Below are 19,497 nucleotides of genomic sequence, written 5' to 3' on the forward strand. Positions count from 1 at the left end.
GGCGGTATCAGGCGCGCTCGACGTGCAGCGCGCGCTCGCCATCGGGATGCGTCGAGCCTTTCGCCGGTCGGCCCGCCCACACGCCCGCGAGCAGCGAACCCGACAGGTTGTGCCAGACCGAGAACAGCGCGCCTGGCAGCGCGGCGATCGGCGTGAAGTAGAGCTTGCCGAGCGTCGCGGCGAGGCCGGAGTTCTGCATGCCGACTTCGATCGCGAGCGTCCGGCAGACGGCTTCGTCGAACCCGAGCAGACGGCCGCCCCAATAGCCGCCGAGCAGGCCGATGCCGTTGTGCAGCACGACGCCGACCATCACGAGGAAGCCCACCGACGCGATGCTCTTCTGCGTGCCGCCCACCACCGCGCCGATGATCAGCACGATCGCGACCATCGAGACGAGCGGCAGGATCGGTTCGATCTTGCACACCAGCTTACCGAACAGATGATTGACGACGAGACCGACGACGATCGGCAGCGCGACGATCTGCAGAATGCTCATCAGCATGCCGTGCACATCGACGGCGATCGACGCGTCGACGTAAAGGCGCGTGAGCAGCGGCGTCGCGAATACGCCGACGAGCGTCGACAGCGCGCTGATCGTCACCGACAACGCGACGTCGCCGCGCGCGAGATAAATCATCACATTCGACGCGGTGCCGCTCGCAACGCTGCCGACCAGCACCATGCCGGCGGTCAGGTCGGGCGGCATGCGCAGCGCCTTCGCGATGACCCATGCGGCGAGCGGCATCACGAGGTAGTGCAGCACGATGCCGGCGATCACGGGCGCGGGGCGCGTGAACACGCGCAGGAAATCGCCGGCCGACAGCGTGACGCCCATCGCCAGCATGATGATCGTGAGGAGCGTGGTGACGTGCGGCGCGACGCCGGAAAACGAGGCCGGCGAGAAGTACGCGGCGACCGAGACGAGCACAGCCCAGAGCGGGAACAGGCGGGTGACGCGGGCAAGCATGGCGGGTGGTCCTTGGTTGTGTTGTATCGCGAGAGAGCGGGGGCCGCGGCGCGGCCGGGTGTCGGCTGGCGTTGCGGCGTTCGTCGCGCCGAAGCGGGTGAAGCGGCTACGGCAAGCGCCGTGGCGAAAGCGCGGCAAACACGGGCGGCCAATCGAAGCCGCACGCGTCGCGGGCAATGGTGGGTGCTCCGGCGGCGCCAGTCTGGCTTTTGCCTTGGTGAGGCGCGCCGTCGTGCGGTTCCTGGCGCGTGAGCGCGGGTTAGCGCTCGCGTGCAGCGGCGGGCATTTTACCTTTTACAGTGAGTGCTTCAGGAGTGAGCCTTGCCGCTGCGCCGCTCAAACCGAGTGCGCGGGCGGTGTGATTGACGCCACTGTCGGCGGTTGCCGGCCGCTCAGCTTGTGAAAACGCAGTGTCATCAGCAGCGCGACGCTCGCGAGGCCTGCCGCCAGCCCCCACCACAAGCCGCGCGCGCCGAGGCCGGCGTGAAACGCGAGCAGATAGCCGGTCGGGAAGCCGATCACCCAGTAGCCGAACGCGGCGGCGATCATTGGGATGCGGGTGTCTTTCAGGCCGCGCAGACAGCCGGAGCCTACCGCCTGCATCCCGTCGACGATCTGGAAGATCGCCGCCACGCCGAGCAGCGAACTGGCGAGCGCAATGGTCGGCGCGTTGGCCGGATCGTCGAGATGCAGATACAGGCCGACGATCCAATGCGGCGCGGTGATCAGCACGAGACCCGACATCGACATGAAGCCGACGCCGAGCGCGAGCGCGACGAAGCCCGCGTGGCGCGCGGCGAGCGGCTGACCGGCGCCGGCCCAGTAGCCGACTCGCACATTGGCCGCCTGGCCGATCGACAGCGGCACCATGAACGCGACCGACGCGACGTTCAGCGCGATCTGATGCGCGGCCAGTTGCGATTCGCCGAGCAGGCCGACCATCAGGCCGGTGGCAAGGAACAGCGTCGACTCGACGCCGTAGGTGATCGCGACCGGCCAACCGATGCCGAACAGTTCGCCCATCAGCGGCAGCTTCGGCCGCGTCGCGACGACGAAATGCCGAAAGCGCGGCCGCAGATGCAGCAGCGCCATCAGCACGAGCGCGGTCAGCCACACGGTGATCGTGGTCGCGGCCGCCGAGCCGAGAAAGCCGAGCCGCGGCAGCCCATACGCGCCGTGAATCAGCCCGTAGTTCAGAAAGCCGTTCACGCCGACGCTCAAGATCGACACCCACAGCAGCCGCCGCGCCGCGCCGATCGCCGGCAGGAACGAGCGCATCAGGCCGACGCCGATCAGGCTCGCGGGTGCGCCCCAGCGCAGCACCGCGGCGTATTGGCCGACGTTGTGCGCGAGCAGGCCCGGCTCGCCGAACGCGAGCAGGATGTGCGACGCGAACGACAACAGAATGAACGCCGGCACCGCCAGCAGCACCGACAGCAGGAAACCGGTCCAGTAGATATGCGGCACCCGGCCGTCGTCCTGCGCGCCGCGCGCGTGCGCGACGCTGACGCTGACCGACGTCAGCACGCCCTGCAGCAGCGTGACGACCACGAAAAAGAGGTTCGCGCCGAGGCCGCCGGCGGCGAGCGCGTCGGGGCCCAGCGAGCCGAGCAGAATCGTGTCGGTCACGCTCATCGCCATCTGCGACAGTTGCGCGATCGCGAGCGGCGCGGCGAGCCGCGCGGTGTCGGCCGCGTGGCGGGATAGGGTCGGCGGCCGGCTGGCCGCGTGGGCGAAGCTGGGTTGAGTCATCGAATGCCTGGCGGCGAAAGTTGGCCACTGCGGCGGCAACCGCAGTGGCGACAGGGAGAGGCGGGCGCAAGCGGCGCCGCATTGCATCGCGCCGCGCTCCGACGGGCGATGGAGCGGCGGGGCAGCGGGCGGAGAAATTCCGCGGCGCGGCGGCGAGCCGGTCAGCCGACTCCTCGCCCGTGGCGCGGTCCGTCGCGTTTACCTGTCGAAACCGACAGCTTATTGCCTCGCCCGGGCGATGTCGATGGACAACGCACAGTTCCGGTGCGCGGCGTCCCGCGAATTTCCGGAGTGGCGTCAGCCTTCGTGGACCGCGATCCGCGTGTCGCCGAGCAACACGACCTGGCCCGCGCGGATCTTGCAGGTCTTGCGGGTCTCGACCCGGCCATCGACCATCACGGCGCCGTCCGCGACCATCATCTTCGCGGAACCGCCGCTATCCGCGAGGCCCGTGATCTTCAGCAGATTGTGGAGTTCGACGTACTCGCCGGTCAGCGTGAAATTGAGATTGGGCATGGCGTTTGCACCTTGGGCACGGGTCGCGTTGGGGGTTCGCATCATAAAGCAAGTGCACGGCGGCGCGGCGGCGCGGGGCTGTCCCCGCCTGTGCTGGATGCATCGAGCGAGCCATCGCGCAAGCAAATGAAAGTAGATGTTATTCAGTTGTGGAGAGTGAAACGTTGCGTAACGCTGGTCGCACCAGACGGATTTCACTCCTAAAGTGCACCTCAGCAGCAAAGCCCGCTGGTATTCCGGGATCGCTCCCCGGCCACCCATCCAGCGACGCATAGACCGAGCGGGGCGCGTGGGCCATTCCGTCATCACGACGCCAGAGAGTCCGCCCGTGTCACAACTAAGTCTAGAGAGGATAGCCATGACCCAGATTCGTACGCTCCTGATCGGTACCGCCCTCACCGTTTTTGCCGCGACGTCCGCCGTCGCGCAGACCGCGCAGCCGGCAACAGGCATCGGCGGTCAGGCGCAGATCCAGAGCCAAGGGGCCGCCGAGATGGCGCCGCCGTCCGCGGCCGGCGCTCAAGGCATGCAGGCCCCGCCGTCGGCGCAAGGCATGCAGCAAGTCCCGGGCGCGCCCGCCGCGCAAGGCGTCGCCGCGCCGCCGCCGGGCCGTCTGACGGCTTCGGGCTCGACCGACCCGTTCGTACAGAAGCGCGACGCCGACGCGAAGGCGAACGCCGAGTATCGCGCGGCGAAGAAGTCCTCGAAAGCGGAACTGAAGGCTGAGCAGAAGGCCGCGAAGGACCAGTACAAGGAGCAGGTGCGCGGCGCGAAGCTGAACCAGAAGGCGGACAAACAGAGCGCCAACAACGAAATGAAGATAGAGATGGAAGGGCAGGCTGCCGCGCAGACCGACGGCGCGGACGTCAAACATTAAGCCCTGCTGGATGCCGCGGCGCGTGGGTCGGCGAGGCTCCCGCGCCGCGGGCGTCTGTCACTTTGCAAGCTGTGCCTAAGGGAGAATCCAGATGAACATCGACCGTTCCAGCCGAAACCGCATTTACGCCGCGCTGATCGCGGCTTGCCTGTCATCGGCCGTGCTCGCGCAGACCGCGGACCCGGCTTCGGCGCCCGCCACCCACGCGGACAAGAAGGCCGCGAAAGAGCAGGCGAAGGCCGACAAGAAAGCCGCGGTCGCTCAGGCGAAAGCGGACAAGACCAAAACCGACGCGCAGGCCGATGCCGACAAGGCCGCCGCCGAGGCCAACGTGAAGGACGCGAAGAAGCAGTAGTAGCGCGCAGTGTAGACCGCCAGGCAGGCGCCCAAAAAAGGGGCGCTTGTCGCATGGGGTTGTATGGATATACAGTATGCGTCGCATCCTGAAAATCCATCCAATCCGCAAAAACCGCTCAGTGTCCACCGTCGCCGAATCCGCTCCGTCGTTCGATACCGCCGCCTGGCTCGCCAAGCTCAACGACGCTCAACGCGAAGCTGTCGAATACGGGACCGACACGCCAGACGCGCTGCCCGGCGCGCTGCTCGTGATCGCGGGCGCGGGCTCCGGCAAGACCAACACGCTTGCGCATCGCGTCGCTAATCTGGTGGTGAAGGGCGCCGATCCGCAGCGCATCCTGCTTTTGACCTTCTCGCGCCGCGCGGCGCTCGAAATGACCCGCCGCGTGACACGCATCACCGGCGCCGCGGCTGCCACCGTCGGTGCACGCGCCGCGCTCGCGCAAGGCCTGACGTGGGCGGGCACGTTTCACAGCGTCGGCGCGCGGCTGTTGCGCGAATACGCGGATCTGATCGGCCTCGCACCCGCGTTCACGATCAACGACCGCGAAGACTCCGCCGATCTGATGAACCTCGTGCGCCACGAGCTCGGACTGTCCGCGAAAGAGCGGCGCTTTCCGGCGAAGGGCACCTGCTTCGCGATCTACTCGCGCGTCGTCAACACCGGTGCATCGCTCGGACAGGTATTGGACAGCGCGTTTCCGTGGTGTCGCGAGTGGGAGGACGATCTGCGCAGGCTGTTCGCCGCGTACGTCGACGCCAAGCAGAAGCAGAGCGTGCTCGACTACGACGATCTGCTGCTCTACTGGTCGCACATGGCCGCCGAGCCCAGCATCGCGGCCGATCTGTCGGCACGCTTCGACTATGTGCTGGTCGACGAATACCAGGACACCAACCGCCTGCAGGCGTCGATCCTGCTCGCGCTGAAGCCGGACGGCCGCGGCCTGACCGTGGTCGGCGACGACGCGCAGTCGATCTATTCGTTTCGCGGCGCGACCGTGCGCAATATCCTCGATTTCCCCACGCAGTTCGAGCCGCCCGCGAAGCAGGTCACGCTCGAGCGCAACTATCGCTCCACCGAGCCGATTCTCGCCGCGTCGAACGCGGTGATCGAACTCGCGAGCGAGCGCTACACGAAGAATCTGTGGACCGACAAGGCGTCGGCGCAACGCCCGCGCCTCATCACGGTCGCCGACGACGCCGCGCAAGCTCGCTACGTCGTCGAGCAGGTGCTCGAAGCGCGCGAGCAGGGCGTCAAGCTGAAGTCGCAGGCGGTGCTGTTCCGCGCCGCGCATCACAGCGCCGCGCTCGAGATCGAGCTCACGCGCCGCAACATCCCGTTCGTCAAATTCGGCGGGCTCAAATTTCTCGACTCGGTGCATGTCAAGGACGTGCTCGCGGTGCTGCGCTGGGCCGAGAATCCGCGCGACCGTGTCGCCGGCTTTCGCGTCGTGCAGCTGCTGCCGGGCGTCGGTCCGGCCACCGCGGCGAAGGTGCTTGACGACATCGTCGCGCGCGCGGACGGCGGCGATCCGGTCGCGACCGCGGGCGGTGTGCTCGCCGCGTTTGCGGCGCCCGCAAGGGCGCAGGAAGACTGGCATCCGTTCGTCAAGCTGATGTCGAGCGTGTATGGCCGGCAAACGCCGTGGCCCGCCGAGTTCGAGATGGTGCGGCGCTGGTACGAACCGCATCTGGAGCGCAATCACGAGGACGCCGCGATCCGTCACGCGGACCTGCTGCAGATGGAAAGCATTGCGGGTACCTATCCGTCGCGAGAGCGCTTCCTGACCGAGTTGACGCTCGATCCGCCCGACGCCACCAGCGACGAATCCGGCGTGCCGCTGATCGACGAGGATTACCTGATCCTGTCGACGATCCATTCGGCGAAGGGCCAGGAGTGGCGCAACGTGTTCGTGCTGAATGGCGTCGACGGCTGCATTCCGTCCGATCTGGGCACCGGCAGCGACGAGGAAATCGACGAGGAGCGGCGCCTGCTCTACGTGGCGATGACGCGCGCGAAGGAAGACCTGCATATCGTCGTGCCGCAGCGCTTTTACGTGCACAACCAGACCCATCTGGGCGACCGCCATGTGTGGGCGTCTCGCACGCGCTTCATCGCCACGCCGATGCTGCCGCTGTTCGACGCGTACGCATGGCCGCGCGTGCCGGCGGCTAGCGCGCCGAGCGCGGCCGGGCTCGCCGCGGCCGCGCAGGCCAGGATCGAGATCGCGGCGAAGCTCAGGAAGATGTGGGACTGAGCGGCCGGCGCCGCTCGGGTCAGCGGAAGCTCAACGCGGCTGCCGCTGCTGTTGCTGCGCGACCGGAGGCGGCGGCACGAAGAAATTGCGCAGCCATGCCGCGAGCCGCGAGAACACGTCGTACGGCTCCTCGACGAAAATCTCCGGCTTCAAAAGCCGCAGATACTCCATGATCTGCTGCGCTTCCTGCTTCTGGAACGTGCCGTGCGAAATGCCGAGCCGCAACAGCCCACGCAGTTCGCCGAGCTTCTCGCGCGCGGTGCTGCCGACGCTCGTCTCGCACGCGATCTTCGCCTCGTAGACGCGCTGGCGCAGCGATTCGACCAGCCGCCATGCCGGCGTCTGCATCACTTCCTCGAGCGCCTGGATGTCCTGCACCGTGCTCTTGATCTGCGAGGCGAGCGGATCGACCAGCGTCGCGTCGCCTTCCGCTTCCTTGACGATCGCGGCGGCCCAGTCGCGGCATTGCTTGGTGAGCTCCTCGGGCGTCCATTCCGAGCGCGCCGCGAAACCGAAGCCGAACTCGCTCGCCTGGCGCATCAGGATCGACACGACGTCGGGAAACTCCTTGTCGAGCGTGCGTTTGGCCCACGCGTACTGGCCGCCTTGCAGCATCCGCTGCACCGCGTGCTCGGTGAGCGGCACCATGTTGTCGAGCAGCTTCGCGCGCAAGAAATCTTCGAACGACGGCGTCGCGAACTGCGGATCGAGCTTCAGCGAGACCCGCAAAAAGGCCTCGAAGTCTTTGCGCAGCGAAGCGACGGTCTCGTCCTTCAGTTTCAGGGTGATTTGACCCATGTGTTATCCCGTTTAATGCGGCCGCGCGCGGCGCGCCGTCGCACGATCGCCCGGTCACTCCCGGACCGAGGCGACGCGACGCCGGCTGCCGACGCGCTCGATTTCAAGCTGTTGCCGCGTAACCAACGGGACGACTCCCGATGAGCGGACCTCGACTGCATATCGGCGGGGTGGCGGGAAACTTGAGGGCGGCCCGGCGACGGTTGCGGGCTTTGGAGGGAGGCTTCGGGCGCTTGCGCGCCTCGCTGCCGCTGGGAGAGGGGGGCGCGGTCCGCGATGCGTCGACGGACCGCTGACGAGTCGATGAGCGTGGAGAAAGGGCGCGCTTACTTCAGCACCACGCACTGCCACACGAAGAACACGACGAGACCGACTGCGATCGTCAGCAGCGGCCTGCGCGTCACGGCACTCACGACGATCGCGGCGAGCGCGCCGACCAGCTGCGGATTGCGCCAGGTCAACTCGGCGTTGTTGCCGTGCGGCGACACGGCCATCGGGACGATGATCGCGGTCAGCACGGTGACCGGCACGAAGCTGAGCGCCGTGCGCATCAGCGGCGGGAACACGAGGCGCTCGCCGAGCACGAATACGGCCGCGCGGATCAACCACGTAATCGCGGCCATGCCGACGATCAGAACGACGTAGTTCATCGCGTGGCCTCCACCGGACGGCGCGCGCCACGCAGGTTCAGACGCGACATCGACAGCAGCACGCCGACCGCGACTCCCGCGAACACCGCGCCGAGCAGGCCGAGCTTATACGGCCACGCTTGCCAGAAAAACGCCAGCGTGCCGGCGGTGACGGCCGCCGCGATATAGCGCAGCGCGACCAGTTGCGGCACGACGATCGCGATGAACGTCGCGACCATCGCGAAGTCGAGGCCGAGCGACTGCAGGCCCGGGAAGGCCGCGCCGAACAGCAGGCCGGCGACGGTCCACAGTTGCCAGTTCAGATACATCGCGACGCCGGCGCCAAAGAAGTAGTACGGACCGACGGTACCCGGCTCGCGATGCCGGTAGTGCTCCCACGCGACCGCGAAGACTTCGTCGGTGAGCAGCGCGCCGAGCGCCCAGCGCCAGCGCTTCGGCAGATGCGCGACGTGCGGCGCGAGCGTGGCGCTATACAGCACGTGACGCAGATTGACGACGAGCGTGGTCGCCCAGATTACGGCGAAGCTCGCATGTCCGGCGATCAGCCCGAGCGCGATGAACTGCGCGGAACCCGCGAAGACGACGAGCGACATCAACTGGCCGTGCCACAGATGCAGCGGGCCGGACGTCACGAGCGTGCCGAAAATGACGCCGAACGGCGCGGCACCGACCATCATCGGGATGATGTCGCGCGCGCCGGCGGCGCATTTTTTGAGATGACTGCCGCGGGTGGGCTGGCCTTGGGTGGAATCGGTCAATCTGAGCCTCCTTGATTTTCGGAAGCATAGCGACTGACGGGCCTTCGGACTTGTACGTTCTTGCGGCGGGTTGCTGGCGGGGGCTACGGCGTAGCGGGGGATGGCTGATGAAGGGCTGGCGCAGACAGGCGAATTGCGGCGCGATGCTCACTGCGTGCGGCGCACGCGACGGCGGTGCCGCATCGCGCGTTACGGGCCGCGCTGCGTTCCTTGCCATTGGCCCGGCGGCACGCCGAACATGCGCCGGAAATGCCGCGTGAAATGGCTCTGATCGGTGAAGCCACTTGCGGCGGCGACGTCGGTCACCGGGACGCCGGCGCGCAACGGCGCGAGCGCGCGCTGCAGGCGCACCTGATTGCGCCACGCATGAGGCGGTAGGCCGGTCGACTGCGTGAATAGCCGCGCCGCGTGGAACGGCGACAGACCCGCGGCCTTGGCGACCTCGGCGAGCGTCACCGGTTCGACGAGGTCACCGGTCAGCCGCTCCTGCATCAGTGCGACGCGGGTGTCGTCGGTCGCGACGCGCGCGGAGGCGGGGCGCGTCTGCGCATAGCGGACCAGCACGGTTGACAGTGCGTCGAGCATCGCGGCTTCGGCGGCGAGCGCGTCGTCGCCGGCTTCGAGCAGACGGTGGGCGTGCGCGAGCCGCATCGCGAGATCGGGATCGCGGATCACGCCGGGCGCAAACCACGGCAACGCCTGCGGCTTGCCGGCAACCTCGTCGGCAAGCGCGCGGAGGAACTCGACCGGCGCATACATCACGCGATACCGCCAGCCCGCCTCGACCGCCTTCGACCCCGTATGCAACTCGCCCGGATTGATGATCGGCACGCTGCCCGCTTCGGCGACATGGTTCTCGCCGCGATACCGATAGCACTCCGCACCCGCGACGATCACCGGGATCGTGTAGGCGTCGTGCCAATGCGGCGCGAACTCGTGGTCGTGGTATTCGGCGGTGAGCAGATCCGCGCCGGGCAGTAGCGGCGTGCGCCAGTAGTGGGCGGAATCGCGGAAACGAGAGGTGGCGGTCATGACGAAAGTCCAACTGGACCGGTCAGTTTAACGCGTCGTGGGCGGGGACGGCGGCGGGCGCGCAGGCGCGCAGGCGCGCCGCGTGCCGCTCGCGCCGTCAATTGACGGTACTTGCGTTACTTGAGCGGAATCGTCGTGCCGGTCGGCATCGGCACGGCGCTCACGCTGTTTTTCGCGCTGCCGCTGACCACACGGTCGCTGTAGGTCAGATAGACCAGCGCGTTGCGCTTCGTGTCGACCACCCGCACCACGTGCAGCGACTTGAAGATCAGCGACATGCTGACCGAAAACACGTCGTCCTTCTGCTTGATGGGGCCGGTAAAATGCAGCTCCCCGACCTGGCGACACGCGATCGACGCCTCGGTCGGATCTTCGGCGATGCCGAGCGTACCTTTGACGCCGCCGGTCCGCGCCCGCGACACGTAGCAGGTGATGCCTTGCACGACGGGATCGTCATAGGCTTCGACGACCACGCGGTCGGAGCCTGTAACGTGAAAATTCGTATTGACGCTGGCGATTTCTTCGCCGTGCGCCGAAGAAAGCAGCAGGGCGCCGATCGCCGTGAGCGCGATGTGTAGCGAGGTGGATTTCATGAGCGTGCCGGTTGAGTGTCTGGGGTGAGCCGGCGCCAGAGGGGTGAAACGTGCGCCGTGAAGCCGACATCGTATAACGGCGTGCCGCGCGCGTGAGGCGGGCGATCGGGGCGCAAAAATAAAAAGGCCCGCACGGATGCGGGCCTTTCAATTTTTTGGCTCCTCGACCTGGGCTCGAACCAGGGACCTACGGATTAACAGTCCGGCGCTCTACCGACTGAGCTATCGAGGAACAGCAGTACAAGTTGATCTACATAAAAAAACCCGTCTTGGTTAACGGGCTTTTGCAATTCTTGGCTCCTCGACCTGGGCTCGAACCAGGGACCTACGGATTAACAGTCCGGCGCTCTACCGACTGAGCTATCGAGGAACAGAACAACAACAGCAGAGAAGCGAAATTGTAGAGGCGGCTTAAACGCCTGTCAATACCTCTGCGTTCGTCTTCATATTAATTCTGAACGGGCAGGGCACGCGACAGGCGTGCCCTGCTCAGCGCGCGAGCAACGCGAGCTTTTCCTTCACGTCCTTGAATTCCTCGGCTTCCGGCAGCGGTGCCTTGGTCTTCGTGATGCTGGGCCACGCTTTCGCCAGGTCGGCGTTCAGCGCGATGAAGTCCTGCTGGTCGCCCGGCACGTCTTCTTCGGCATAGATGGCGTTCACCGGGCACTCGGCTACGCACACGGCGCAGTCGATGCATTCATCGGGGTCGATCGCGAGGAAGTTGGGACCTTCGCGAAAGCAGTCCACCGGGCATACATCGACGCAGTCGGTATAGCGGCACTTGATGCAGCTTTCGGTCACAACGTGAGTCATTCAGGCAGCTCCTGCATGCGGAATCAGGGAAGGCGCGGACGCCAAAAGAGTTATTGTAACTTAACGTCAACAGGCAGATGAAACATCGGCCTGTGCGTCTTATATGTTTTTGTGATTAGTTTATGAGGTGCCGCAAATGGCCGCGGACAGCCGGCGCAGGCCGGTGGCACGATGGATGCGGACGCATTCGGGTAACATGCGTCAGGTTGGCGCGCCGCTCGGTTCAGCGCGCCCGTTGCAACGGGGCCGTGAGCCCGTTTCGTTTTTTCAGCGGTCCAGTTCGTACCATCATGATTATTACTTCGCTGCTCGATACCGATCTGTACAAGTTCACGATGATGCAGGTGGTGTTGCATCACTTCCCCGCCGCGAACGTGGAGTACCGCTTCCGCTGCCGCACGCCGAACGTCGATCTGGTGCCCTACATCGGCGAGATTCGCGACGAAGTGCGCAAGCTCTGCGAACTGCGTTTCACCGACGATGAACTCGACTACCTGCGCCGCATGCGCTTCATCAAGGGCGACTTCATCGAGTTCCTCGCGCTGTTCCATCTGAACGAGAAGTACATTTCGATCACGCCGTCGCCGAAGGGCAATGGCGAAATCGACATCGACATCAAGGGGCCGTGGCTGCATACGATCCTCTTCGAAATCCCGGTGCTCGCGATCGTCAACGAAGTCTATTTCCGCAACACGCAGCAAACGCCCGACTATCACGTAGGCCGCGGCCGTCTGCTCGACAAGATCCAACTGCTCGGCGCGCGTCCCGAATACGCCGACTGCAAGATCGCCGATTACGGCACGCGCCGCCGCTTCTCGAAGCAATGGCACGAGGAGGTGATCCTCACGCTGAAGGACGGCCTCGGCGAGCAGTTCGCCGGCACGAGCAACGTCTTCTACGCGATGAAGCACAGCCTGACGCCGCTCGGCACGATGGCGCACGAGTACCTGCAGGCCTGCCAGGCGCTCGGTCCGCGGCTGCGCGACTCGCAGATCTTCGGCTTCGAGATGTGGGCGAAGGAATATCGCGGCGACCTCGGGATTGCGCTCTCCGACGTGTACGGCATGCAGGCGTTCCTGCGCGACTTCGACATGTACTTCTGCAAGCTGTTCGACGGCGCTCGCCACGATTCCGGCGATCCGTTCGACTGGGGCGAGCGCCTGCTCAAGCACTACGAGGCGAATCGCTGCGACCCGCGCACCAAGGTCCTCGTGTTCTCCGACGCGCTCGACATCCCGAAGGTGCTGCAGCTCTACGAGCGCTTCCGCGGCCGCTGCAAGCTCGCGTTCGGGGTGGGCACCAATCTGACCAACGACCTCGGCTACAACCCGCTGCAAATCGTGATCAAGATGGTCCGCTGCAACGGTCAGCCGGTCGCGAAATTGTCCGATTCGCCGGGCAAGAACATGTGCGAGGACAAGGCGTATCTCGCGTATCTGCGCCAGGTGTTCGGCATCGCGCAGCCGGAAGAAGAGGCGGCCAAATAGCGCGCTTCGCGGCCTGCCGTTCGGTTCGTCGCCTGTTCATGATCTGCTCGCGTTCGGGGTGGTGCGGCGAACAGTGTCGCCGCACTCCCGGCGCCCGGCAATATGCCGTTCGGCCAGGGTGTTTGCATGGAATGCCACCGGTATAATCCTCGCCATATCGCACGGCTGTCGACACGAGGATTTCGCCCATGGACACATCGATTGCCCGCCGCAACATTCTGGCGCGCATCCGCGCCGCGCAAGGGCGCGAGCCCGAGCCGAGCGCCGCCGAGCGCGAAGCCGCGGCGGACTATCTCGCGCGTCATCCGGCCGGGCCGCGTCCGGACATCCCCGCCGATCTGCGCGCGCAGTTCATTGAAGAAGCGCAGAAGATGGCGACCACCGTCGACACCGTTCAAACCCTCGCCGATGTGCCCGCCGCCGCGCATCGCTATCTGACCCAAGAGGGCTTGCCGTTGCAGGCCATCGCATGGCAAACGCTGCGCGATCTGCCGTGGGCCGAAGCCGGCCTCGCCGTCGAATTTCGCAAACCTCAAGACCACGACGCGGTCGGTCTCACCGGCTGCTTCTGCGCGACCGCGGAGACAGGCACACTCGTGTTGCTGTCCGGACCCGAGACGTATGCGTCGGCCGGGCTGCTTCCGGAGACGCATATCGCGATCGTGCCGGCGTCGCGCATCGTCGCGGGTCATGAGGAGGCGTTCGGTCTGATTCGCAAGGAGCGCGGTGAACTGCCGCGCGCGGTCAATTTCATATCGGGGCCGTCGCGCACCGGCGATATCGAGCAGACCATCGTGCTGGGCGCGCACGGCCCTTACCGCGTGCATGCGATCGTCGTGCAGGATGCTTGAACGCGTCGCGCGGCGGCTTGCTGTCGCATATGCGACACACGCGGTATCCGTCGTTCGTGCGTTGGCAAACCGTCGCGCGTCCTGTATCGGCATGAGTTCGCTGTCTGGTCGCGCGGGCCTGTGGCTCGCCGTTGCCTCCATGCTCGCGCTGTGTGCGCCGTCCGTGCAGGCTGCGACGCTCGACGGTGCGCGCTTGTCAGCGCTGTGGGGCTTGCCCTTCGCGGGTGTGCTGCTGTCGATCGCGATCTTTCCGCTGATCGCGCCAGCCTTCTGGCATCACCATTTTGGCAAGATCGCCGCGGCGTGGGCGCTCGCGTTCATCGTGCCGTTCGCCGTGAGCTTCGGCACGAGCGCCGCGCTAGGCGCGCTCGCGCATGCCATGCTCGACGAGTACATCCCGTTCATCATTCTGCTGACCGCGCTCTACACCGTCGCGGGCGGCATCTGCGTGCGCGGCAATCTGCACGGCACGCCGCGCCTGAACACCGCGATTCTCGCGCTCGGCACGTTGCTCGCGAGCGTGATGGGGACGACCGGCGCGGCAATGCTGCTGATCCGCCCGCTGCTGCGCGCCAACGACAATCGCCGCCATGTGACCCACGTGGTGGTGTTCTTTATCTTCCTCGTCGCGAACATTGGGGGCGCGCTGTCGCCGCTCGGCGATCCGCCGCTCTTCCTCGGCTTTCTCGAAGGCGTGAATTTTTTCTGGACCACCACGCATCTCGCGGCTCCGATGCTGTTCGTGAGCGGCATGCTGCTCGCCGCTTTCTATGCACTCGACTCGTACTATTTTCACCAGCGCGAGGAGGCGCGTTCCGCCTTCCTCGATCCGACGCCCGACGGCGCGCCGCTCGGCATCGACGGCAAGATCAATTTCGTGCTGCTCGCCGCGGCGATCGCGCTCGTGCTGATGAGCGGACTGTGGCGCCCGCAAATCACATTCGACGTACTGGGTGCCCACGTCGCGTTGCAAAACATCGTGCGCGACGCCGCGCTGATCGTCGTCACGCTGCTGTCGCTCGCGTGGACTCCGCGCGCCGCCCGTGCCGGCAATGACTTCAACTGGGCGCCGATCGAGGAAGTCGCCAAACTGTTCGCCGGCATCTTCGTGACGATCGTGCCGGTCATCATGATCCTGCGCGCGGGGGAAGCCGGCGCGTTCGCGGGCATCGTCCATCTGGTCAACGATCCGTCGGGCGAGCCGCGCGACATCATGTACTTCTGGGCGACCGGCCTGCTATCTTCGTTTCTCGACAACGCGCCGACCTATCTCGTGTTCTTCAATTTGGCCGGCGGCGACGCGCAGACGTTGATGACCACCGGAGCAACCACGCTCGCGGCGATTTCGGCCGGTGCCGTGTTCATGGGTGCCAATACCTATATTGGCAACGCGCCGAACTTCATGGTGAAGGCGATGGCGCAATCGCGCGGCGTGCGCATGCCGAGCTTTTTCGCATATATGGGCTGGTCCGGCGCGATGTTGCTGCCGTTGTTCGCGCTGACCGGCTGGCTCTTTTTTCGACGCTGACTCTGCAACGCCGAGGCACTCCCTCGACGTGCGATACGGAGACTTGCAATGCAGAAAATCCTCGTTGCCCGTTCGATCTTTCCCGATGTGATCGACCGGCTCAAACAATACTTCGACGTCGACTGGAACGAGGGCGACGTGTTGCCCGCCGACGAGCTGAAGCGCCGTCTCGCCGACAAGGACGGCGCGCTGACGGCCGGCGAGATGATCGATGCGGCCGTGCTCGCCGCGGCGCCGCGTTTGCGCGTCGTGTCGAACATGGCAGTCGGCTACAACAACTTCGACATGGCCGCGTTCAACGCGGCGAACGTGCTCGGCACCAACACGCCAGACGTCCTGAACGAATCGACCGCCGACTTCGGCTGGGCGCTGATGATGGCTGCCGCGCGCCGCATCGTCGAGTCGGAGCACTGGCTGCGCGCGGGGCTCTGGCAGAAGTGGAGCTACGACGGCTTTCTCGGCAGCGACCTGTACGGCTCGACGCTGGGCGTGATCGGCATGGGCCGCATCGGCCAGGCGCTCGCGCGTCGCGCGCAGGGCTTCAAAATGCGAGTCATCTATCACAACCGCTCGCGCGTCGCGCCGCAAATCGAGGCCGAGCTGAACGCGGAATACGTGTCGAAAGAGGATCTGCTGCGGCGCGCCGACCACGTCGTGCTGGTGCTGCCGTACACCAAAAACAACCACCACACGATCGGCGCGGCCGAACTCGCGCTGATGAAGCCGAGCGCGACGCTGACGAACATCGCGCGCGGCGGCATCGTCGACGATGCGGCATTGGCCGACGCGCTGCGTGACAGGCGCATCGCGGCGGCCGGTCTCGACGTGTTCGAGGGCGAACCGAATCTGAATCCGGCGCTGCTCAGCGTGCCGAACGTGGTGCTGACGCCGCACATCGCGAGCGCGACCGAAACCACGCGCCGTGCGATGGCGAACCTCGCCGCGGACAATCTGATCGCCGGGCTCGGCGCAGGACCGCGCGCCGGTCAGCCGCCGAATCCGATCAACCCCGACGTGATCGGCAAGGCGCGTTCATGACGATGATTCTGGTGGCGGCCGTCGCGGTGCTGGCGGTCGCCCTCGTGATCGCATTGGCCTTACTGGTGCGCGGTCATGACCGCACGGAGCAGCACGAGCAGTTCGCGATGCTCAACGAACGCGTCGATGCCGTCGTCGATGCTCAGGTGCATACCGCCGAGCGGCTCGAGCGGCAACTGCGCAACGACATCGCCGAGACCGCCCGTGTATCGCGCACCGAGCAAAGCGGCGGCTTCGCGCAGTTTCAACAAACCCTCGCCGCGCAGTTCGGCAGCATGACGACGGTGCAGGGCGGCAAGATCGACGGCTTTGCGCAGCAGCTGGACGCCGTGCGTCACAGCCTGCAGGCGCAGGCGCAGCAGGCGCGCGACGAGCAGGGCCGCTCGCTCAAGCAGTTCGGCGACACGCTGAGCCTGCAGCTCGGGCAACTGACCGAGGCGAACGACCGGCGCTTCGCCGAAGTGCGCGCGACGATCGAGCAACGTCTGAGGGACATCGAGGCGAACAACGCGACGCGGCTCGAGGAGATGCGCCGCACCGTCGACGAAAAACTGCACGCGACGCTCGAACAGCGGCTCGGCGAATCGTTCAAGCTCGTGTCCGACCGGCTCGAACAGGTGCATCGCGGGCTCGGCGAAATGCAGACGCTGGCGGCGGGCGTCGGCGATCTGAAGCGCGTGCTGACCAACGTGAAGACACGCGGCACGTGGGGCGAAGTGCAGCTCGAAGCCTTGCTCGAACAACTGCTGACCGCCGATCAATACGCGAAGAACGTCGCGACGGTGCCGAAGAGCGCCGATCGCGTGGAGTTCGCGATTCGGCTGCCGGGGCGCCCGGAACCGGGCGGCGCGAATACGCCGGTATGGCTGCCGATCGACGCCAAATTCCCGCGCGAGGACTACGAGCGGCTGATCGAGGCGCAGGAGCGCGCCGATCCGGTCGCGGTCGAGGAAGCATCGCGCGCGCTTGAAGTGCGGATTCGCGCGGAGGCGCGCACCATCGCGGAGAAGTACGTGGCGCCGCCGCATACGACCGACTTCGCGCTGCTGTTTTTGCCGACCGAAGGCCTGTACGCGGAAGTGCTGCGCCGGCCGGGGCTCACGGATCTGCTGCAGCGCGACTATCGCGTGACGATTGCGGGGCCGACCACGCTGACCGCGTTGCTCAATAGTCTGCAGATGGGTTTCCGCACGCTCGCGATCGAAAAACGTTCGAGCGAGGTGTGGCAGGTGCTCGGCGCGGTGAAAACGGAGTTCGGCAAATTCGGCGACGTGCTCGCGAGGACCAAGGCGCAGCTCGAAACCGTCACACGTTCGATCGAGGCCGCCGAAACGCGCACGCGCATGATGAACCGCAAGCTGCGCGACGTCGAAGCGTTGCCGGGCGAGGAGGCGAGTGGGCTGCTCGGCGATGCGCTGTCGGGTGTGGAACCCGATGAGCAATGAGGGGCGAGGCGCTGGAATTCAGGCTCTTTCAGCTAGCCGCTCCTGCGCATCGCCCGTCACGCTTCTTCCGGTGCGTCGGCCAGATGGATTTCGATACCACCGAAGCGCGACGCGACCCAGTTGTACGCGTGGCACGCGATCCACAACAGGACGAAGCCGAGGATCGCGTTCAACAGCAGCGCGCTGAACACGGTGCTCAGCTCCACCGAGCCATAGCGCACGAACGCGACCACCACGCCGAGCAGCACGATCGGCACCGAGAATGTCAGATACACGAGGATCAGCGCTTTGGCCGTCTGTCCTGGTGCGATGAACGAGATCTGTTTTTTCATGTAAGTCAAACCCCAGTGTGTCTTAGTAGTGGTAGTGGGTGGAGTGCGGATCAGGTACTGATGTAGTGCCGATGTCGTGCGATCGATGCGTCGCCTGGAACGTCAGATGAGACCGTCGAACAGCATGATCGACACGCGATCGCCGACGTCGATTTCGCCCTCGTCGTGGCCAAGCACGATGAAGCAGTTCGCTTCGCTCATCGAGCTCAGCACGCCGGAGCTTTGCGAACCGGTCGGGCTCACGTGCCAGTGTCCGTGCGCGTCCTGTTCGGCGATGCCGCGCTGGAATTCGGTGCGGCCCGCGCGCTTGTCCATCGCCACGCGGCTCGCCGCGTGAATCACCGGCAACGGCCGCGGCGTCGCGCCGGCCATCAGCAGCAGCGCTTCGCGCACGATCTGATAGAACGTCACCATCACGGCGACCGGATTGCCGGGCAGGCCGAAGAATAGCGCAGGTTTGCCGAGCCCCGGCTGTGCACCGGACCACAGGCGGCCGAACGCGAGCGGCCGGCCGGGGCGCATCGCGAGACTCCAGAAGGCGACGTCGCCGAAAGTCTGCAGCAGTTGCTTCGTGAAGTCCGCTTCGCCGACCGACACGCCGCCCGAAGTCAGCACCACGTCGGCATTGGCCGCGGCGCTGTGCAGCGCGGCTTCGAGCGCGGCCGGCTCGTCACGCACGACGCCGAGATCGAGGGCGTCGACGTTCAGACGCCGCAGCATCGCAAACAGCGTGTAGCGGTTGCTGTCGTAGACCGAGCCGGCGTCGAGCGGTTCGCCGAGCGAGCGCAGTTCGTCGCCGGTCGAAAAGAACGCAACCCGCAGACGCCGCCGCACGCTGACTTCGCCGATGCCAAGCGACGCGAGCAGACCGAGGTCCGACGCGCGCACGATGCGCCCGGCATGCAGCGCGACGTGGCCACGCGCGAGATCTTCGCCGGCGCGACGGCGGTTCGCGCCCGCCGGGAGCGCGCTGGCCGCGAAGCGGATCGAAGGGGAATCCGCGCTATCGCGCTCGACCCGCTCTTGCGGCACGACGGTGTCGCAGCCGGAGGGCATGCAGGCGCCCGTCATCACGCGCACGCACTGGTTCGCCGCGACGCGGCCCGTGAACGGATGGCCCGCGAGCGCCTTGCCGGCGACCGTCAGCTCGACGCTGTCCGCGCCGCCTCGCGTACCGGCCGCGAGCGCCGCGTGATTGAACGCGTAGCCGTCCATCGCGGAGTTGTCGTGCGCGGGCACGTCGATCGGCGACACGATGTCGGCGGCGAGCACGCGCTCGAGCGCGTCGCGCAATGCCACGCGCTCGACGGCCGCCACGGGCGTCGCCCACTGCCGGACGATCGCCTGAGCGGCCGGGACGGGTAGCGCATGAGGATCGTACTGCGCGACGCAGCGTGAAAAGTCGTTGAGCGTGGTCATGAATGGCTGGGCGTCGCGACCGGAGA

At 66.2% G+C, this 19,497-nt stretch carries 19 protein-coding genes and 2 tRNA genes; 8 read left to right on the plus strand and 13 right to left on the minus strand.

All coding sequences use genetic code 11. The annotated features are described in order from the left end of the window. Positions 1-7: 7 nt before the first annotated feature. From AB3X94_RS00195 to AB3X94_RS00205, 3 genes are all read right to left on the minus strand, one after another. On the minus strand, positions 8-967 hold the full coding sequence (locus tag AB3X94_RS00195) for a bile acid:sodium symporter family protein (RefSeq protein ID WP_368610538.1): 960 nt from the start codon (positions 965-967) through the stop codon (positions 8-10). A gap of 336 nt (positions 968-1,303) precedes the next feature. Next, a complete protein-coding gene (locus AB3X94_RS00200) occupies positions 1,304-2,719 on the minus strand; it encodes an MATE family efflux transporter (RefSeq protein WP_368610539.1) in 1,416 nt (471 codons plus the stop codon). A 297-nt stretch (positions 2,720-3,016) separates the two neighbouring features. Further along, positions 3,017-3,235: an RNA-binding S4 domain-containing protein gene (locus tag AB3X94_RS00205; protein ID WP_013090085.1), complete on the minus strand. Its 219-nt coding sequence runs from the start codon at positions 3,233-3,235 to the stop codon at positions 3,017-3,019. A gap of 358 nt (positions 3,236-3,593) precedes the next feature. Between AB3X94_RS00205 and AB3X94_RS00210 the strand changes: the two genes are divergently transcribed. The 3 genes from AB3X94_RS00210 (at position 3,594) to AB3X94_RS00220 (ending at position 6,727) form a co-directional block, all read left to right on the plus strand. Then, on the plus strand, positions 3,594-4,112 hold the full coding sequence (locus AB3X94_RS00210) for a hypothetical protein (protein WP_368610540.1): 519 nt from the start codon (positions 3,594-3,596) through the stop codon (positions 4,110-4,112). A gap of 91 nt (positions 4,113-4,203) precedes the next feature. Then, a complete protein-coding gene (locus tag AB3X94_RS00215; protein ID WP_184226540.1) occupies positions 4,204-4,467 on the plus strand; it encodes a hypothetical protein in 264 nt (87 codons plus the stop codon). 121 nt (positions 4,468-4,588) lie between these two features. After that, positions 4,589-6,727 carry an ATP-dependent helicase gene (locus AB3X94_RS00220; RefSeq protein WP_368610772.1) on the plus strand — a complete coding sequence of 713 codons (2,139 nt, stop codon included), beginning with the start codon at positions 4,589-4,591 and terminating at the stop codon, positions 6,725-6,727. A gap of 30 nt (positions 6,728-6,757) precedes the next feature. Here the strand turns inward: AB3X94_RS00220 and AB3X94_RS00225 are convergent, their stop codons facing one another. The 8 genes from AB3X94_RS00225 to fdxA all read right to left on the minus strand — a co-directional run bounded on the left by AB3X94_RS00225 (position 6,758) and on the right by fdxA (position 11,371). Next, a complete protein-coding gene (locus AB3X94_RS00225; protein ID WP_176105434.1) occupies positions 6,758-7,525 on the minus strand; it encodes a DUF4088 family protein in 768 nt (255 codons plus the stop codon). A gap of 326 nt (positions 7,526-7,851) precedes the next feature. Continuing rightward, a complete protein-coding gene (locus AB3X94_RS00230; protein ID WP_176105435.1) occupies positions 7,852-8,175 on the minus strand; it encodes an AzlD domain-containing protein in 324 nt (107 codons plus the stop codon). Beyond that, a complete protein-coding gene (locus AB3X94_RS00235; RefSeq protein ID WP_368610541.1) occupies positions 8,172-8,933 on the minus strand; it encodes an AzlC family ABC transporter permease in 762 nt (253 codons plus the stop codon). Before AB3X94_RS00235 ends, AB3X94_RS00230 begins: the two co-directional genes overlap by 4 nt. 189 nt (positions 8,934-9,122) lie before the next feature. Then, the gene (locus AB3X94_RS00240; protein ID WP_368610542.1) at positions 9,123-9,965 is read right to left on the minus strand and encodes an AraC family transcriptional regulator; all 843 of its coding nucleotides are present in this window, start codon (positions 9,963-9,965) and stop codon (positions 9,123-9,125) included. A gap of 116 nt (positions 9,966-10,081) precedes the next feature. Continuing rightward, a complete protein-coding gene (locus tag AB3X94_RS00245; protein ID WP_368610543.1) occupies positions 10,082-10,558 on the minus strand; it encodes a CreA family protein in 477 nt (158 codons plus the stop codon). A 156-nt stretch (positions 10,559-10,714) separates the two neighbouring features. Beyond that, positions 10,715-10,790: transfer RNA gene (locus AB3X94_RS00250), tRNA-Asn, on the minus strand. 62 nt (positions 10,791-10,852) lie between these two features. After that, positions 10,853-10,928, minus strand: a tRNA-Asn gene (locus AB3X94_RS00255). A 119-nt stretch (positions 10,929-11,047) separates the two neighbouring features. After that, a complete protein-coding gene (fdxA, locus tag AB3X94_RS00260; RefSeq protein WP_090801209.1) occupies positions 11,048-11,371 on the minus strand; it encodes a ferredoxin FdxA in 324 nt (107 codons plus the stop codon). A gap of 290 nt (positions 11,372-11,661) precedes the next feature. On the opposite strand from fdxA, the gene pncB reads away from it, so the two are divergent. From pncB to AB3X94_RS00285, 5 genes are all read left to right on the plus strand, one after another. Beyond that, positions 11,662-12,858: a nicotinate phosphoribosyltransferase gene (gene pncB / locus AB3X94_RS00265; RefSeq protein WP_176105439.1), complete on the plus strand. Its 1,197-nt coding sequence runs from the start codon at positions 11,662-11,664 to the stop codon at positions 12,856-12,858. A 188-nt stretch (positions 12,859-13,046) separates the two neighbouring features. Next, the gene (locus AB3X94_RS00270) at positions 13,047-13,709 is read left to right on the plus strand and encodes a lactate utilization protein C (RefSeq protein WP_368610544.1); all 663 of its coding nucleotides are present in this window, start codon (positions 13,047-13,049) and stop codon (positions 13,707-13,709) included. 139 nt (positions 13,710-13,848) lie between these two features. Further along, positions 13,849-15,237, plus strand: a complete 1,389-nt coding sequence (locus tag AB3X94_RS00275; protein ID WP_368610773.1) for a sodium:proton antiporter — start codon at positions 13,849-13,851, stop codon at positions 15,235-15,237. A 48-nt stretch (positions 15,238-15,285) separates the two neighbouring features. Further along, a complete protein-coding gene (locus tag AB3X94_RS00280; protein ID WP_368610545.1) occupies positions 15,286-16,275 on the plus strand; it encodes a 2-hydroxyacid dehydrogenase in 990 nt (329 codons plus the stop codon). Then, positions 16,272-17,720 carry a DNA recombination protein RmuC gene (locus tag AB3X94_RS00285; RefSeq protein ID WP_176105443.1) on the plus strand — a complete coding sequence of 483 codons (1,449 nt, stop codon included), beginning with the start codon at positions 16,272-16,274 and terminating at the stop codon, positions 17,718-17,720. The genes AB3X94_RS00280 and AB3X94_RS00285 overlap by 4 nt, the downstream gene beginning before the upstream one ends. A gap of 56 nt (positions 17,721-17,776) precedes the next feature. On the opposite strand, the gene AB3X94_RS00290 is transcribed toward AB3X94_RS00285, so the two are convergent. Further along, positions 17,777-18,052, minus strand: a complete 276-nt coding sequence (locus AB3X94_RS00290; protein ID WP_008923126.1) for a hypothetical protein — start codon at positions 18,050-18,052, stop codon at positions 17,777-17,779. Between the two features lie 102 nt (positions 18,053-18,154). Beyond that, on the minus strand, positions 18,155-19,471 hold the full coding sequence (glp, locus tag AB3X94_RS00295; RefSeq protein WP_368610546.1) for a gephyrin-like molybdotransferase Glp: 1,317 nt from the start codon (positions 19,469-19,471) through the stop codon (positions 18,155-18,157). Positions 19,472-19,497 lie beyond the last annotated feature (26 nt).

Origin of the sequence: Paraburkholderia sp. BR10923 (genome assembly GCF_040948765.1) — a bacterium.
GTDB lineage: Bacteria > Pseudomonadota > Gammaproteobacteria > Burkholderiales > Burkholderiaceae > Paraburkholderia > Paraburkholderia youngii.